Annotated in this window: 21 protein-coding genes; 6 read left to right on the top strand and 15 right to left on the bottom strand. The window is 70.0% G+C overall.

The features are described 5' to 3' along the window. Positions 1 to 74: 74 nt before the first annotated feature. The 11 genes from ACH4YP_RS31430 to ACH4YP_RS31380 all read right to left on the bottom strand — a co-directional run bounded on the left by ACH4YP_RS31430 (position 75) and on the right by ACH4YP_RS31380 (position 4,429). Complete coding sequence (locus ACH4YP_RS31430) at positions 75 to 353, bottom strand: hypothetical protein (protein ID WP_398494011.1); 279 nt, start codon at positions 351 to 353, stop codon at positions 75 to 77. Continuing rightward, positions 350 to 1,033, bottom strand: a complete 684-nt coding sequence (locus tag ACH4YP_RS31425; protein WP_398494009.1) for a hypothetical protein — start codon at positions 1,031 to 1,033, stop codon at positions 350 to 352. The genes ACH4YP_RS31430 and ACH4YP_RS31425 overlap by 4 nt, the downstream gene beginning before the upstream one ends. Further along, a complete protein-coding gene (locus tag ACH4YP_RS31420; RefSeq protein WP_398494007.1) occupies positions 1,030 to 1,275 on the bottom strand; it encodes a phiSA1p31-related protein in 246 nt (81 codons plus the stop codon). Before ACH4YP_RS31420 ends, ACH4YP_RS31425 begins: the two co-directional genes overlap by 4 nt. Then, complete coding sequence (locus ACH4YP_RS31415; protein ID WP_398494005.1) at positions 1,275 to 1,526, bottom strand: hypothetical protein; 252 nt, start codon at positions 1,524 to 1,526, stop codon at positions 1,275 to 1,277. Before ACH4YP_RS31415 ends, ACH4YP_RS31420 begins: the two co-directional genes overlap by 1 nt. Continuing rightward, positions 1,523 to 1,714: a hypothetical protein gene (locus ACH4YP_RS31410; RefSeq protein ID WP_398494003.1), complete on the bottom strand. Its 192-nt coding sequence runs from the start codon at positions 1,712 to 1,714 to the stop codon at positions 1,523 to 1,525. The genes ACH4YP_RS31415 and ACH4YP_RS31410 overlap by 4 nt, the downstream gene beginning before the upstream one ends. Further along, positions 1,714 to 2,520 carry a hypothetical protein gene (locus ACH4YP_RS31405; RefSeq protein WP_398494001.1) on the bottom strand — a complete coding sequence of 269 codons (807 nt, stop codon included), beginning with the start codon at positions 2,518 to 2,520 and terminating at the stop codon, positions 1,714 to 1,716. Before ACH4YP_RS31405 ends, ACH4YP_RS31410 begins: the two co-directional genes overlap by 1 nt. Then, positions 2,517 to 3,248 (bottom strand): hypothetical protein, encoded by a 732-nt coding sequence (locus tag ACH4YP_RS31400; RefSeq protein WP_398493999.1) that lies wholly within the window; start codon positions 3,246 to 3,248, stop codon positions 2,517 to 2,519. The genes ACH4YP_RS31405 and ACH4YP_RS31400 overlap by 4 nt, the downstream gene beginning before the upstream one ends. Beyond that, positions 3,245 to 3,469, bottom strand: a complete 225-nt coding sequence (locus ACH4YP_RS31395) for a hypothetical protein (RefSeq protein WP_398493997.1) — start codon at positions 3,467 to 3,469, stop codon at positions 3,245 to 3,247. The genes ACH4YP_RS31400 and ACH4YP_RS31395 overlap by 4 nt, the downstream gene beginning before the upstream one ends. Further along, a complete protein-coding gene (locus ACH4YP_RS31390; RefSeq protein WP_398493996.1) occupies positions 3,466 to 3,801 on the bottom strand; it encodes a hypothetical protein in 336 nt (111 codons plus the stop codon). Before ACH4YP_RS31390 ends, ACH4YP_RS31395 begins: the two co-directional genes overlap by 4 nt. 134 nt (positions 3,802 to 3,935) lie before the next feature. Further along, positions 3,936 to 4,226 (bottom strand): hypothetical protein, encoded by a 291-nt coding sequence (locus tag ACH4YP_RS31385; protein ID WP_398493994.1) that lies wholly within the window; start codon positions 4,224 to 4,226, stop codon positions 3,936 to 3,938. Beyond that, positions 4,223 to 4,429 (bottom strand): helix-turn-helix domain-containing protein, encoded by a 207-nt coding sequence (locus ACH4YP_RS31380; protein ID WP_398493993.1) that lies wholly within the window; start codon positions 4,427 to 4,429, stop codon positions 4,223 to 4,225. The genes ACH4YP_RS31385 and ACH4YP_RS31380 overlap by 4 nt, the downstream gene beginning before the upstream one ends. A 204-nt stretch (positions 4,430 to 4,633) precedes the next feature. Between ACH4YP_RS31380 and ACH4YP_RS31375 the strand changes: the two genes are divergently transcribed. From ACH4YP_RS31375 to ACH4YP_RS31365, 3 genes are all read left to right on the top strand, one after another. Further along, positions 4,634 to 5,149 (top strand): helix-turn-helix domain-containing protein, encoded by a 516-nt coding sequence (locus tag ACH4YP_RS31375; RefSeq protein ID WP_398494302.1) that lies wholly within the window; start codon positions 4,634 to 4,636, stop codon positions 5,147 to 5,149. A gap of 106 nt (positions 5,150 to 5,255) precedes the next feature. Next, the gene (locus tag ACH4YP_RS31370) at positions 5,256 to 5,648 is read left to right on the top strand and encodes a hypothetical protein (protein ID WP_398493992.1); all 393 of its coding nucleotides are present in this window, start codon (positions 5,256 to 5,258) and stop codon (positions 5,646 to 5,648) included. 30 nt (positions 5,649 to 5,678) lie between these two features. Continuing rightward, positions 5,679 to 6,932: a hypothetical protein gene (locus ACH4YP_RS31365; protein ID WP_398493991.1), complete on the top strand. Its 1,254-nt coding sequence runs from the start codon at positions 5,679 to 5,681 to the stop codon at positions 6,930 to 6,932. A gap of 44 nt (positions 6,933 to 6,976) precedes the next feature. Here the strand turns inward: ACH4YP_RS31365 and ACH4YP_RS31360 are convergent, their stop codons facing one another. Both ACH4YP_RS31360 and ACH4YP_RS31355 read right to left on the bottom strand, forming a co-directional pair. After that, positions 6,977 to 7,330 carry a chorismate mutase gene (locus ACH4YP_RS31360; RefSeq protein ID WP_398493989.1) on the bottom strand — a complete coding sequence of 118 codons (354 nt, stop codon included), beginning with the start codon at positions 7,328 to 7,330 and terminating at the stop codon, positions 6,977 to 6,979. A gap of 73 nt (positions 7,331 to 7,403) precedes the next feature. Beyond that, positions 7,404 to 8,294, bottom strand: a complete 891-nt coding sequence (locus tag ACH4YP_RS31355) for an AraC family transcriptional regulator (RefSeq protein ID WP_361058529.1) — start codon at positions 8,292 to 8,294, stop codon at positions 7,404 to 7,406. Between the two features lie 116 nt (positions 8,295 to 8,410). On the opposite strand from ACH4YP_RS31355, the gene ACH4YP_RS31350 reads away from it, so the two are divergent. After that, positions 8,411 to 10,180: a beta-galactosidase family protein gene (locus ACH4YP_RS31350; protein ID WP_398493987.1), complete on the top strand. Its 1,770-nt coding sequence runs from the start codon at positions 8,411 to 8,413 to the stop codon at positions 10,178 to 10,180. Between the two features lie 177 nt (positions 10,181 to 10,357). Here the strand turns inward: ACH4YP_RS31350 and ACH4YP_RS31345 are convergent, their stop codons facing one another. Continuing rightward, positions 10,358 to 11,155 carry a S1 family peptidase gene (locus ACH4YP_RS31345; RefSeq protein WP_398493985.1) on the bottom strand — a complete coding sequence of 266 codons (798 nt, stop codon included), beginning with the start codon at positions 11,153 to 11,155 and terminating at the stop codon, positions 10,358 to 10,360. A gap of 174 nt (positions 11,156 to 11,329) precedes the next feature. Between ACH4YP_RS31345 and ACH4YP_RS31340 the strand changes: the two genes are divergently transcribed. Further along, complete coding sequence (locus ACH4YP_RS31340; protein WP_398493983.1) at positions 11,330 to 12,226, top strand: hypothetical protein; 897 nt, start codon at positions 11,330 to 11,332, stop codon at positions 12,224 to 12,226. Continuing rightward, complete coding sequence (locus ACH4YP_RS31335) at positions 12,214 to 12,429, top strand: hypothetical protein (RefSeq protein ID WP_398493982.1); 216 nt, start codon at positions 12,214 to 12,216, stop codon at positions 12,427 to 12,429. The genes ACH4YP_RS31340 and ACH4YP_RS31335 overlap by 13 nt, the downstream gene beginning before the upstream one ends. A 130-nt stretch (positions 12,430 to 12,559) precedes the next feature. Here ACH4YP_RS31335 and ACH4YP_RS31330 read toward each other — a convergent pair whose 3' ends face one another. After that, on the bottom strand, positions 12,560 to 13,477 hold the full coding sequence (locus tag ACH4YP_RS31330; protein WP_398493980.1) for an SDR family oxidoreductase: 918 nt from the start codon (positions 13,475 to 13,477) through the stop codon (positions 12,560 to 12,562). Between the last annotated feature and the right edge of the window lie 13 nt (positions 13,478 to 13,490).

Raw genomic sequence — 13,490 nt, 5'->3', positions numbered from 1 at the left:
GAAGGTGTGGATGACGCCGGCCACGAAGGCGGCCAGCAGGACGAACGGGGGGATGCAGAGGGCGAGCGTCTCGATCACGACTGGCCTCCTTTCAGGCGGGCGGTGATGGCTTTCTCGGCGTCGACGCAGATTTCGAGGTAGCCGAGGTAGCCGAGGAGTTCACGCAGCGGTCCGGCGATGGCCGGGTTGTGGGCGAGCTCCCGGCCGACGGCCTTCGGGTCGATGCCGTCGTCCTCGTGCGGGTGGTGGAAGGCGAGCCCGCCGGCCGTGTTGACGGCCGCCCTGCGCCACGTCGCGTCATCGACGGCGACCTTGGGCATCAGGGACGACGACTCGATCTCCCGGCCGCTCATGACGCCTCCTGGAGACGGCACCATCCGTCGCCGTCCCAGCCGGTGCCGTGGCCGCGGTGCTCCTCCGCGATGGCGAGCACACATGCGGGCGGGTCCGGGAGCGGCTCGGCCGTGTCCTTGAAAACGACCGTCACGTACAGGCGCTTCTCGGCGTACTGGAACCGGAGCCCGTGCACCGGCTGCGGGGCCCCGCCCATGGCGCCGGACAGCGGCGGCACACTGGCGGGGTCAACGTGGATCTGGTGCTCCGCAGCCACACCGATCTTCTGCCTCAGCTCCTTTTCCAGCCGAGTGAAAGACCTGTGCGGGCGGACCAGTTCCGGGTCCCAGCCGGTGATGTGGATCCAGCGGGCCCGCCCGTCCGGGGCCTGCTCGTCGGGGCGGCCGAAGACTTCCATGTCGGTGCGCGGCACGCAGGTGAATCCGGCGTTCTGCAGGGAGACGTGCCAGCGGTAGATGAGGATGGCGCGGATTCCGCCGGGCATGAGGTCGGCGTCTCCGGGCCGCCAGACGACGACTGCCGTGTTGTCGCGGTAGTCGCGGGCCGTCATCCAGCCGCCGGCGTCGACGGTATCGGGGAAGTGCTCCCGCATGTGGGCGTCGACTTGCCCGGGCAGATCAGTGACGGCTTCCGGCTTGACGGTGCTTTCGGCGACCGGCGTCTCAGTCGCTGTTGTCATGCCGCCTCCAGGACTTGCCGGTACAGGGCGGCCGTGGTGCGGACGCTGTCCGGGGTGAGTGGCCCGTGGTCGCGGTAGACGACCGACAGCGGCAGCACGGCCTCGCCGAGGCGGTCGATGCGCTGCATGAGCGGCTCACCGGCATCGGTGTGCTCGCATGTCCACAGCCACCGGGAGTCGTCTCCGAGTGCGGTCTGCGCCCGGTCCAGGTCGATCTGTGTGCCGTCGAGGTCGGTGAGCATCACGCCACCTCGGGGAGCCGCTTGACGAGCTGCTGGGTTGCAGTCCAGGCGCGAAGCTCGGACACGGCCTCCAGTAGCTGGTCGAGCGTCTCGGCCGGGGAGCCGCTCACCGCGATGGCGATGGTGTCGCTGCCCTGGCCGATGACGAGGCGGGCGGTGGGCTTGCCGTCGAAGTGGCTGCGGCTGTACTCGGTGCGGATCGGGCCGTCATGCAGGTCGACGGTCAAACCGCCGATGATGTGAGCAGTCACGAGGTCTCCTCGACGGTGGTGGTTCGGCGTGCTTGCTTGCGGCGGCTAGGGGCGGAGGATCGGCGGGGCCGGCCGGTCGGGTTCAGTCCCACATGCGGGTCCGGGGTGGCGGCCTGCTCGCGGATCTGCTGCTCTAGTTCGGGCAGCGGCACGTCCAGGTCGCGGATCGGGCGGGTCGGTTCGGCCATCACCAGCACCTGCCGATCTCGCGCAAGCCGCCGGCCTCGTCGGCGACCTCCTCGACGGCCTGCTCAAGGGCCGCGGCGGGCTCGACGGGGACGACATACTCGACGCCCTCCTCCGAGCAGACGGAGATCCAGCCGTTGCCCTTGCCGTCGATGTAGATGCGGCGCCGGTTGTCGGCCGGATCGTCCGGCCGGTCGCCGTCGGCTGCCTTACGAACGTCCTCAACCCACTCGGGCACGGGGAGCGGGTTCTCCCAGCGGGTGGCCTGCTTCTCGGTCGCGTCACACAGGTCGCAGACGGCGTTGAGGCAGCGGCTGAGGTAGGTCATTTCCTCGGCGATCGTCGGCTCATGGCCGACGTACTTCGCCAACTCGGTGCGCGTCCGGTCCAGTTCAGCGAGCAGGTCGCGGGCGGCGAGGTTCCCGAGCGACCAGTTCTTCGTGGCCGCGACGTGCTCGCGGATTTCTGCCTCACGCTCGGCCATCAACCGGCTTGCGGCCTGGAGGCGATCCGGGGCATTTCCCACAGGCATGGGGAGCGCACCCTGTTCGGCGACTGCGGCGGCGGTCTCGGCGGCGCGCGCCGCCTTGAACTCGTCCTCCGACACCGGGTCCACGTGGCTGAGCGCGATGCAGGCGCTGTGGCCGTCGACCCAGACGACGTCGGTGTGACCGCCCAACACCTGCGCCTTGCTGCGGGTGCGGGTGATGAGCCGCCTGTCGCCGGGGTGATCCTCCGGACGGCAGGCCGGGTAGGCGACTACCGGAGTACCGACCGGATAGCGGGAGTTGAAGGTCTCGGCGTTCATCGGAGCACCGCCTTACGGGCCGGGTTCCAGGTGCAGGACTCGAAGCCCTTCTGCTTCACGTCCCGGCAGATGCCGGGCTGGTGCTTGGGTGAGCGGCGGCAGTAGTGGTCCGCGTGCTCGGGGCAGCGGGAGCCGCAGATCGAGGCGTCGTACTGGCCGATGCCCCACACGATCGCGCGGCAGGCGAAGAGGAACTCCCACGAGAAGTCGTCGAACGACTCCTCCCAGTGGTCCGGGATCCGCAGACGGAAGTCGCCGTGATCGAACGACCCGACCGCGTACTCGGCCGTGCCCCGGTATTCGAGGTTGTGGTCCTCGGAGTCGAGGATCTGCTCGGTGACCGCCTCGACGGCGCCGGGGAAGCGGGCCTCGGCGGCGGCGGCCTCCTCGATCACCCAGGCGCGGAACTTTTCCTCCGACCAGTCGGTGACGTCGCCCCGACCGGCGGTGACCTTCTCCTGCCAGTAGCCCGGGTTGATGTCGGCCTGCTTGCTCTCCCGGAACAGGCGGAACAGGTCAACCGTCGGGTGGACGGAGAAGGCGAACGAGAAGCCATCGCCACGCACCATCAAGTTGTGCGGCCACGTCACCAAGTCGAAGCGGTAGAAGCTGCCCGCCGGATCCGTGAACGCGAGATGCCGGTACAAGCCCTGGTCCAGAAGGACCGTCATCTTGTGGCCGCGCGTCTCAGCGGCGAACCGGGCAGCGGAAGAGGCGTAGTCGGTCATGACAGCGCCTCCGTCTGCGGGAGGGGCTCATACGAGATGCGGCCGTCGCCGTACACAGTCACCGAAGCGACCGCGCCCTTCATCGGCTCCGGCATGCCCTCACCCGTGTGAAACACGACCTGCAGGCGGTTACCGAACGCGGGCAGGACGTGAACCTCGGTCACGTTGGAATCCAGCAGCTCGACCAGCGGGGAGGCGGAAGGAGGAGTCGGGGTGCTCATCGGGCACCTGCCTCGGGGCACGCCTTGCTGCCGCCGCGGCACACGCACAGGCCCTCAATGGCAATGTCGTGCGCCTCGCCCCACGCCACGGAGTCGCGGGACTCGCCGAGCTGGACGAAGCCGACGGCGACAGCCTCGCGGACCCTGCTCTCCACGTTGGCCACAGCGGCAGCCTCAACCTCGGCGAGCATCGCCTCGGCCTCGCCGTGAGTACGGACAGCGGACAGGATCGCGAGGATCCGATCCCGGGCGGGGAGCGCGCGCTCAGCCTCAGCCTTCGCGCGGACGCGGGCCTTCACCTCGTTGCGGCTGGGACCCGTTGGCTTCGGCATCGGGCGGGGAGTCTGCGACGATGGCTTCACGTGAAGCCCCTTTCGTTTCGTGAGTTCGTGAGGGGTGGATCTCGCGGCCTGTGGCCGCAGTGGCCCCGGCTGCCGGACTGGACTCCAGCGGTTGGGGCCGCGGGCTAGGCGGCGCGGGCCGGCTTGCTGAACGGCTTGACGACGAAGTGCTCGTTCAGGGCGGCGATCTGGCGGCCGGTGAGGTAGTTGTCGCGGCCGTTGAAGACGTACTCGATCTCGCGGAGCCGGATCATTTCCATGAGCTTCCGGCCGGAGAACGGCGTCCACTGCGCCGCCTCATGGGGGGTGTAGTGGAAGAGCTCGCCCTCGGGGGTGTTCGGTGCGGGCAGGTCTTCGCGGATCTTGGGTGCGGGGCGCTTGCGGGGCGCGGACGTCGTGGCCTGAGGGGCGGTCACGGGGACTCCTTGTGGGTGATGTCATCGGGGGTGGCATCCAGCGCCTCCGCGACCCGGTGAATGTTCTTGTCGCCCAGACCGGCCTTTCCGTTCTCCACTCGGGAGAGGTGGCCCTTGTTGATGCCAGTCAGGGCGGAGAGCTTTGCAAGGCTCATCTTGAGAGCCTCCCGTCTGTAGCGGATAGCGCTGGCGTGCGGCCTCACGCCTCAAAAGCTAGCCCCTCAGTACGCCCTAGGCAAGCACTAGTGCGCTTTTTTATAGCCTTGCTGGACCGGCGCGTCCCGTACCTACCGGTTAGCACGGTGCGCCCCATGCAACCCAAACGCTCTATTTGCGAGCCAAAGCGCAGGTCAAAAGGCCAGAACGCAGCTAGGTGGTTGCATGGAACTAGTGCATGATTGAGGGCCATGGAGCGAGATTGGGAACGGCTCGGCAGGGCATTCGCGAAAGCCCGGACCGCGGCAGGCCTCACACAGGAGCAGGTCGCGGAGCGACTGCATGTCAGCCGCACCCCCATCCAGGCCATCGAGCGCGGGCGCCAGCCCAACGGCAAGGCCTTCACGAAGGTCACCGCGACCATGCGTGCCTACGCCCGGCTCGTCGGCTGGACCGAAGAGTCAGCCGACCGAATCCTTGACGGGCAGGAACCAGAACAGGCCACACCTGTTCCGCCGCCCGCCGAGTCCAAGTCCGATCTCCCGCCGGCCGTCGACCGCGAGCTGCGGTCCGGCAAGACCCTCGATCACGCAGTAGTACACCTTGGAGGCGAGGACGACGAGGACGACTTCCGGCTCGTCGTCATCGTCAAGGGCGCGGAGAACATGACCGAGGAAGAGATCGACCGCCGCTACGAGCAATGGCGTCGCATGCGGCGGCACTTGCAGGCAATCCCCGGCGAAACAGACACCCCAAACGGGTCGTAGGGCATTTTCGGTCCCACGCGGTCGACCGTGACTCAAAAGTGTGCTTAGGTCGACGGACCGTCACCGAGGGGGGGCACTGCTCGGATCGGGAGGACCCATGTGGGTCATGCACGTTGAGCGTGTTCAGGGTGACTACATAGAGCCCGAGATCATCGATCTCGAAGACGGGACGGGCTGCCTGTTCAGGCTGCACGAGACAGACATCAGCGAAGACGGCATCAAGCCGCTGGCACAACTGCTCACAGAGCAGGCGCAGCGCTGGGCCCCCCGACCGGCCGGATCACCCCCAGGCCCCGTCGTCCCCGTCCGCTGGGACCGCATCCCCAACCCGCCCGACCCGCTGGCTATAGGAGTCGACGACGGCCCGGCCGGCATCACCTACACCCTCGACGTGGAGATGCTCAGCCAGCGCGCCGCGGACTATCTCGGGCGACTCGACACGGAGCGATCTCCGTACTGGCAGCGTGTACCCAAGGGCTACCACGACGAAGGCAGGTAGACGCCGAGTAGCCGGACGCGAGGGGGCACCGTGGCTTACGCCGAGAAGGTCTACAAAGTCCGCAACGGCAAGAAGACCACCAAGTTCACGTGGCGGTGCAAGTACAAGAAGCCGGACGGCAAGGAAGGATCCGAGTCCGGCTTCCCGACCAGGGCCACGGCGGTCGACTGGGGGAACCAGCAGGAAGCCGCGATCCGGGAAGGCCGCTGGGTCGACCCTGAACTGTCGCGTAAGAAGTTCGGCGTATTCGTCACCGACTGGATGAAGGCGCAGAAGCCCCGCGGCCGGACGGAGATGAACCGGTGGGAGCGACTCGAAGCGCACATCCTCCCCCGATGGAAGGACGCCGCCCTCATATCCGTCAACTGGTTCGAGGTGGAAGCCTGGGCGCGCACACTCACCTGCGCCCGCAGCACCACCAAGGACTGCGTGCAGCTGATGAGCCGCATCATGAACGGCGCCGTCGACGCCCGGCATCTCGCCTTCAACCCGCTGGCCGGGCGCCGGCTCACCGGCCTCCCCGCAGACCCGGCGACGAAGAAGTCCGACGAGGAAACGGTTGCCCAGCCAGAGGTGGTGCTGGAGCTGGCGCGTCGGCTCGGCCCGCTGTACGGGCTGCACATCGTCACAGCCGCTTTCACCGGGCTGCGCTACGAGGAGCTCGTCGGCCTGCAGCGCCACAACACCCTGCGGGAGCGGCAGCAGAAGCACGACGGCGGTGTCTTCACCTGCCCGATCCTGCGCGTCGACAAGGAGATCGGGGCGCTCGCCGAGTACTACGTGCGCGACGAGCACGGCAAGCGCAAGATGTTCCGCGGCCTGGAGCCGCCGAAGAACGCCAAGTCGGCGCGGGACGTCGACCTGCCGCCGTTCCTGGCCCTCCTGCTGAAGGAACACCTGGACGGCTGGCCGCATGAGCACGTCTTCACGACGAAGACGGGCAAGTGGTGGTGGCGCAGCTACTGGCACGAGGTGCTGCGGCCCGCTGCAGACGGCAGGGAGGCCCGGCCGAAGGCGCGGGGGACGGCGGTGAAGGAGGAGTGGGGACCGCTCATGCCGGGGCTGACGATGCGGGATCTGCGGCACACGCACGACTCGTGGCAGGAGCAGATCGGTGTGGCCCCCGTTCTGGGGTATGAGCAGATGGGGCACAAGTACCCTGGGATCAAGGGCACGTACCGGCATCCGACTCCGCCGATGCGCCGGGCCCGGCTGGACGGCTTGCAGGAGATTCACGAGCGGGCCATGCGGAATCTGGGGTGGACGAGCATCTGGGGGAGTTGATCTCCCGAGGATCCCCTAAATGATCACTTCTCGATCAACTGGGATCATGATGCCGAGTCTCCGCCGCTGGTCACGGCCCCGTCGGCAATCTGTTCATGGTGCCTGATCACTTCAGCGATGATGAAGTTGAGGAGCTTCTCCGCGAACGCGGGGTCGAGTCTGGCGTTCTCGGCGAGGCTGCGCAGCCGGGCGATCTGCTGGGCCTCGCGGGACGGGTCGGCGGGCGGCAGTTGGTGGGCGGCCTTGAGGTGGCCGACCTGCTGGGTGCACTTGAAGCGTTCGGCGAGCATGTGGACGACGGCCGCGTCGATGTTGTCGATGCTCTCGCGCAGCCGGGCGAGTTCGGCGCGGACGGCCGGGTCGACGCCGCCCGCGTTTCCGGTGTTGCTGGTGGTCATGGTGGGCAACCCTACGTGGCGTGCCGCGGGTGGTGCGCGGCCGCTCGGTCGACGTGCTCCCCAGGAGCCCCGGTCATCGTGTTCCCGGGGAACGGAGCATCGGCGGGTCGTCGGGGTCGGGGACCTGGTTGCTCCAGCCGCCGGGGACGGTGCGTCCCTGTTGTTCCCGGAAGCGCACGGGTGCCGTGCCGACGCGGCGGGTGAACAGGCGGGAGAAGTAGGCCGGGTCGTCGTAGCCGACGCGTCTGGCCACGGCGGCGACGGGGAGTTCGGTGGCGGCGAGGAGTTCCTTGGCGCGGCCGAGGCGGATGCCGAGGAGGTAGTCCTTGGGGCTGCAGCCGGCGCCGCGGCGGACCGCGGTGCGCAGTTCGGCGGGGGTCATGCCGTGGCGGGCGGCGTGGTCGGCGACGGAGAGCGGTTTGAAGGCGTCGCGGGCGAGGGCCTGGAGGACCTGTTCGCCGTCGGGGGCGGTGTCGGCGCGGGCGCGGCGCAGGGTGACGAGGAGTTCGTGGACGGCGGCGCTGGTCTCGACTTCAAGGAGGGGGTTGCCGAGGCGGGCGGCGCGGGCGATGCGGGCGACGGTGGTGCGGGCGGGGCCGGCGTCGGAGAGGGGGACGACGGGCCGGGCCGGTTCGATGTAGCCGAGTTCGGTGTACGTGTCGGCGGTGGGCCCGGTGAAGTCGACGAAGGCCTCGTCCCAGCCGGTCTCGGGGTCGGGCGCGTAGTGGTGGGGCACGCCGGGGGTGAGCCAGAGCAGGGCGGGCGCGGTGACGGCCGTGCACCGCCCGTCGACGGTACGGAACCAGCCGCGTCCCGCGCTGACCACGACGGCCACGTGGTGGTCGAGGGTGCGGGGTCCGACGGTGGGCAGTGCCCCGTACTGGAGGCCGACGCCGAGGCAGACCAGGCCGAGCTTGTGGTGGGCGGGTCCGGGGCTGAAGAACCGCATCCAGGTGTGGTACATCGGCTGTCCTCCCACCCGGTTGGCAAGCCCGTCCCGCGCCGCCGGCACAGCTGCGTCCAATCACCGCTGATCTTTGTCCATGGACCCGGTCGCCGCCAGGGGTCAGGGTGGTGCTCATGACCGAGTTCACGGTGGGGGACGACGATTTTCTGCTGGCCGGGCGGCCGGTGCGGCTGCTGTCGGGGGCGCTGCACTACTTCCGGGTGCACGAGGGGCAGTGGGGGCACCGGCTGGCGATGCTGCGGGCGATGGGCCTCAACTGTGTGGAGACGTACGTCCCGTGGAATCTGCATGAGCCGCGTCCGGGTTCCTTCCGGGACGTCGAGGCGCTCGGCCGGTTCCTGGACGCCGCCCAGCGGGCCGGGCTGCGGGCGATCGTGCGGCCGGGTCCGTACATCTGCGCCGAGTGGGAGAACGGCGGGCTGCCGCACTGGGTGACCGGCGGGTCGGGCGCCCTCGCGCGCACCCGCGACGAGGGGTTCCTGGGCCATGTGGAGCGCTGGTTCGCCCGCCTGCTGCGGGAGATCGTGCCCCGGCAGATCGACCGCGGCGGTCCGGTGCTGATGGTGCAGGTGGAGAACGAGTACGGGAGTTACGGCTCGGACCAGGTGTATCTGAGCCGGCTCGCCGACCTGCTGCGTGAGGGGGGCGTGACCGTGCCGCTCTTCACGTCGGACGGTCCCGAGGACCACATGCTCACCGGGGGCTCCCTTCCCGGTGTCCTGGCGACCGCGAATTTCGGGTCGCACGCGCGCGTGGCCTTCGAGACACTGCGCCGGCACCGGCCGACTGGTCCGCTGATGTGCATGGAGTTCTGGTGCGGCTGGTTCGACCACTGGGGCGCCGAGCACGTCGTACGCGATCCCGGTGACGCCGCCGACGCGCTGCGGGAGATCCTGGAGTGCGGGGCCTCGGTCAATCTCTACATGGCGCACGGCGGCACGAACTTCGCGGGCTGGGCGGGTGCCAACCGGGGCGGCGGCGCGCTGCACGACGGGGTGCTTGAGCCGGACGTGACGTCGTACGACTATGACGCGCCGATCGACGAGTACGGGCGCCCCACGGAGAAGTTCTGGCGGTTCCGGTCGCTCCTGGCCGCGTACGCGGACAGCCCGCTGCCCGAACCGCCGTCCGCACCGGACCGGTTGGGCGCCCCCGCCACCGTGGAACTCACCGGCTGGGCGTCCCTGTCCGCCGTGCTCGACGCGCTCGGCGGGCCCGAGACCGAGCGGCCCGTGCCGCCGACCTTCGAGGAACTGGACGTCGACCGGGGGCTGGTGCGCTACACGGTCGACGTTCCGGGACCCCGCCGCCCGTACCCCCTGACCGTGCGCGGCCTGCGGGACCTGGCGACGGTGTACGTCGACGGGGAGCCGGCCGGAGTGCTCACCGAGGACGAGCCGCGGCTCAAGGAGCCGGTCGCCGGTCCCGCGCGCGTGGACCTGTGGGTGGAGTCGCTGGGCCGGGTCAACTACGGCCCGCGCACCGGGGAGACGAAGGGCATCACCGGCGGCGTACTGCACGAACGGCAGTATCTGCACGGGGTGCGGGCGCGGGGGCTGCGCCTCGACGCGTTCGACGGTGGCGTGCAGCCGGTGCCGTTCCGGCCGCTTCCCGCTTCCGGCACCCCCGGCCTGTACCGCGGCACGGTCACGGTGCGCGGCGCCGGGGACGCCCGCCTCGAACTCCCCGGCTGGACAAGGGGTTTCGCCTGGGTCAACGGCTTCAACCTGGGCCGCTACTGGTCCACCGGCCCCCAACGATCCCTGTACGTCCCCGGCCCGGTCCTGCGCGAGGGCGCCAACGACGTATGGCTCCTGGAATTCGAGGAGGCGTCCGGACCGCCGGCCCTGCGGGGCGCGGGCGAGGCGGGCGGCGGAAGCTAACGCAAGCACCGGCCGCCTTCGCTGTGTCACTCGGGCCCACTTTTCAGGGGCGCGGGGCCGTGACATTGTGCGGCTCCGCCGCGTGGGCGCACAAACCCCCCACCGGCCGCACCCGAAAACAAGCAGGCGCCCCCGGCACAACACCGCGAACGCCCACCCCACCCGCCCCGCCGGAGGCTAGAGCGTCGCCGCGGCCCGGGCTATCGCCGAAGAGAAGGCGGACACCTCGGTGTACACCCCCGGAACGAGCGGCCGAGCACACCCGTCACCCCAGCTGACGATCCCGACCTGAAGCCACGTTCCACCGTCGTCCTTGCGGAACATGGGCCCGCCGGAGTCCCCCTGGCAGGTGTCGACCCCGCCGCGCGGAACGCCGGCGCAGATCTCCTGCCCGGCGATGAGCCGGCTGCCGTAGTGCCGCTTGCACTGGCGGTCGGCGACGAACGGCACCTTGGCCTTGAGGAGCTTCGTGGACCCGGTACCCGCGCTCTCCGTGGTGTCGCCCCACCCGGCGATGGTGAACGTGCCCCTGTTGTAGCGGGTGTTCGTCGCGAGCTTCAGCGTGGGCAGGTTGATGGGCCGGGCGAGCTTGATGAGCGCCCAGTCCTTGCCGCTGCCGTTGTAGCCGGGGGCCTGGAGGACCTTGGTCGACTTGACCTTGATCGCGCCGGAGGCGTTGAGGTCGGCGACCCCGGCCGTGGCGGTTATCCGTGTGGTGTTGCCCGAGCCGTCCACGCAGTGCGCGGCGGTCAGGACGACGTCCTTCTTGTAGAGGGCACCGCCGCAGCCCATGGAGAGGCTGACCATGAACGGGAACTCGTTCTGCGCCGCGGGCGTACCGCCGACGACCGGCACGGGCGCCGCGTGCGCGGCGACGGGCTGGAGGCTGGCGGTCGCGAGGGCGACGGCACCGATGGCCGCGGCCCGCTTGAAGGCGGATCTCTTGAGGAGACCGACTGCCCTGTTCGTCAACATGATCCCTTTCATGGGTGGTTGAGTGCGCGGAAGAGCGCACAGAAGTATGAGGATCATGACGCATGGGCGGCAAGGCCGGATCTCACTCCCCCTCCGAGCAACCCAACCCGGGAGACCTCGCTCGCGTCCCCTTAGAGTGGAATGGGGGTTCGGGTCCTCTTTGGGGGTACGGACGTGACGAACGGCGGTCCGGTCGAGCACGGCTACCCGCACCTGGACACGGTGCGGGCGGCGGTCACCGCACTGTACAAACGGCTCTCGTACGACACCATCCACACCTTCGACACCAGCGTGGCCCCCGTCGACGTGGCGTTCTGCGACACGGACGATCTCCATCTGGGCGCCCAGCGGGTCGCCCGCGAGCTGGTGCGGCACTTCCGTCTCCCGGATGCCCGCATGATCGTGGGCTTCCGCGAGATGGAGCACGCGGCGAACGTCGAGCTCACCGCGGGCCCCGAGTACTTCATCGAGCTGAACGACCGGTTCCGCACCCACCGCAGGGACATCGGCGCGGCGCTCGCGCACGAGGTGATGCACGTCTACCTGCACCGCCTGGACCTGTCGTTCCCGGGCACGCGCGACAACGAGATCCTCACGGACACGGCGACGACGTATCTCGGCGCGGGCTGGCTGCTGCTCGACGCGTACCGCGAGGACGCGGCGTCCTCACAGAAGCTGGGCTATCTGACGCCGGAGGAGTTCGGGTACGTGCTGGCCAAGCGGTCGCTGGCGTTCGGTGAGGACCCGGCGACCTGGTTCACCAGCCCGCAGGCGTACACCGCGTACACGAAGGGCATGATCCGGGCCCGTCACGACGAGCGGCAGCCGCCGCTGACCGCGGCGGGGTGGGCGGGGCGGCGGCGTTACGCGAAGGCCCGCCGCCATGCGCAGGACCACGTGGTCGCGGCGCCGCCCGCCGACGCGTCGTATGCCTTCACGCCCGACGGGCCCGGACCACTGCGTGTGTCGTTCCCCTGTCCGACCTGTCATCAGCGGATTCGGGTGCCGGTGCGGGGGCGGGTTCGGGCTCGGTGTGGGTTGTGTCGGACTGTTCTGGAGTGCGATACGTAGCGCCCTCGTCGAGGCCGAAGCAGTGGGAGCGGCGCGGCGGGTCGTACACCTCACTGTCCGGCCGCGTTCGCCCAGGCGCCTTCGACGGCGAACCCGCGTCCCAGGGCAGCGAGTTCGGCGGCGAGTTCCGGATGGGGCCGGCCGCGGCGAGCGCCCGGTGGCGCAGCCCGAGGCTGTCCGCTCTCCCGACGAACTCCACCTGAGCCGCCTCCGCCCACCCCACCCTGCCCTGCCGGGCATCCTCGCGAGCACGGGTGCGGGGTGCGGAGTGCGGGGTGCGGGGTCAAAGGGTTCCCCGCGCGTCTCCCTCCTGGGTGTCGTACGCCGATCGCGCTACTGCGCTCCGTAGACCGGCTGGGGCGCCTCCGCCTCGGCGAGCAGTTTGAGCGCCGTGTCCCCGGCCTCGGCGGGGGTCCACCGCGCCCCCTTGTCGGTGCTCGGGCCGGGCCGCCAGCCCTCCATGACGGTGATGCGGCCGCCCTCGGTCTCGAAGACGCGGCCGGTGACGCCGGCGCTCGCGGCGGAGCCGAGCCAGACGACGAGCGGCGACACGTTCCCGGGCGCCATCGCGTCGAAGCCGCTGTCGGGTGCCGTCATCGTCCCGGCGAAGGTGCCCTCGGTCATCCGGGTGCGCGCGGCCGGCGCGATGGCGTTCACCTGTACTCCGTAGCGTCCCATCTCGGCGGCGGCCACCAGTGTGAGCCCCACGATCCCGGCCTTGGCCGCGCTGTAGTTGCCCTGCCCGACGGACCCCAACAACCCCGCTCCGGAACTGGTGTTGACGATCCGCGCCTGCGGCACGCGCCCCGCCTTCGCCTCCACCCGCCAGTACGCGGCGGCGTGCTTCAACGGCAGGAAGTGGCCCTTCAGGTGGACGCGCATGACGGCGTCCCAGTCGTCCTCGTCGAGGTTCACGAGCATCCGGTCGCGCAGGAACCCGGCGTTGTTGACGAGCGTGTCGAGCCGCCCGAAGGCGTCCACGGCCGTGCGTACGAGGGACACGGCGCCCTCGGTCGTGGCGATGTCCCCGCCGTGCGCCACCGCCTCGCCGCCCGCCGCCGTGATCTCCTCGACGACCTGCCTGGAGGGGCTGTCGGGGCCGGGCGAACCGTCGAGCCCGACGCCCAGGTCGTTGACGACGACGCGGGCCCCCTCCGCCGCGAAGGCGAGCGCGTGCGCCCGCCCGAGCCCACGTCCCGCGCCCGTGACGATCACGACCCGCCCGTCGCTGATTCCGGTGCCTGCAGTCATCCCGTTTCTCCTC

Source organism: Streptomyces sp. NPDC020747, assembly GCF_044334695.1.
Classification (GTDB): Bacteria; Actinomycetota; Actinomycetes; order Streptomycetales; family Streptomycetaceae; genus Streptomyces.
This window is presented reverse-complemented; position numbering and strand designations above follow the sequence as displayed.

What these genes read in the sequence shown, in the direction of transcription:
- ACH4YP_RS31430 (WP_398494011.1), bottom strand. Translation starts at nt 353, where the DNA reads ATGAGCGGCCGGGAGATCGAGTCGTCGTCCCTGATGCCCAAGGTCGCC.
- ACH4YP_RS31425 (WP_398494009.1), bottom strand. Translation starts at nt 1,033, where the DNA reads ATGACAACAGCGACTGAGACGCCGGTCGCCGAAAGCACCGTCAAGCCG.
- ACH4YP_RS31420 (WP_398494007.1), bottom strand. Translation starts at nt 1,275, where the DNA reads ATGCTCACCGACCTCGACGGCACACAGATCGACCTGGACCGGGCGCAG.
- ACH4YP_RS31410 (WP_398494003.1), bottom strand. Translation starts at nt 1,714, where the DNA reads ATGGCCGAACCGACCCGCCCGATCCGCGACCTGGACGTGCCGCTGCCC.
- ACH4YP_RS31405 (WP_398494001.1), bottom strand. Translation starts at nt 2,520, where the DNA reads ATGAACGCCGAGACCTTCAACTCCCGCTATCCGGTCGGTACTCCGGTA.
- ACH4YP_RS31400 (WP_398493999.1), bottom strand. Translation starts at nt 3,248, where the DNA reads ATGACCGACTACGCCTCTTCCGCTGCCCGGTTCGCCGCTGAGACGCGC.
- ACH4YP_RS31395 (WP_398493997.1), bottom strand. Translation starts at nt 3,469, where the DNA reads ATGAGCACCCCGACTCCTCCTTCCGCCTCCCCGCTGGTCGAGCTGCTG.
- ACH4YP_RS31390 (WP_398493996.1), bottom strand. Translation starts at nt 3,801, where the DNA reads ATGCCGAAGCCAACGGGTCCCAGCCGCAACGAGGTGAAGGCCCGCGTC.
- ACH4YP_RS31375 (WP_398494302.1), top strand. Translation starts at nt 4,634, where the DNA reads ATGGAGCGAGATTGGGAACGGCTCGGCAGGGCATTCGCGAAAGCCCGG.
- ACH4YP_RS31370 (WP_398493992.1), top strand. Translation starts at nt 5,256, where the DNA reads ATGCACGTTGAGCGTGTTCAGGGTGACTACATAGAGCCCGAGATCATC.
- ACH4YP_RS31360 (WP_398493989.1), bottom strand. Translation starts at nt 7,330, where the DNA reads ATGACCACCAGCAACACCGGAAACGCGGGCGGCGTCGACCCGGCCGTC.
- ACH4YP_RS31355 (WP_361058529.1), bottom strand. Translation starts at nt 8,294, where the DNA reads ATGTACCACACCTGGATGCGGTTCTTCAGCCCCGGACCCGCCCACCAC.
- ACH4YP_RS31350 (WP_398493987.1), top strand. Translation starts at nt 8,411, where the DNA reads ATGACCGAGTTCACGGTGGGGGACGACGATTTTCTGCTGGCCGGGCGG.
- ACH4YP_RS31345 (WP_398493985.1), bottom strand. Translation starts at nt 11,155, where the DNA reads ATGTTGACGAACAGGGCAGTCGGTCTCCTCAAGAGATCCGCCTTCAAG.
- ACH4YP_RS31330 (WP_398493980.1), bottom strand. Translation starts at nt 13,477, where the DNA reads ATGACTGCAGGCACCGGAATCAGCGACGGGCGGGTCGTGATCGTCACG.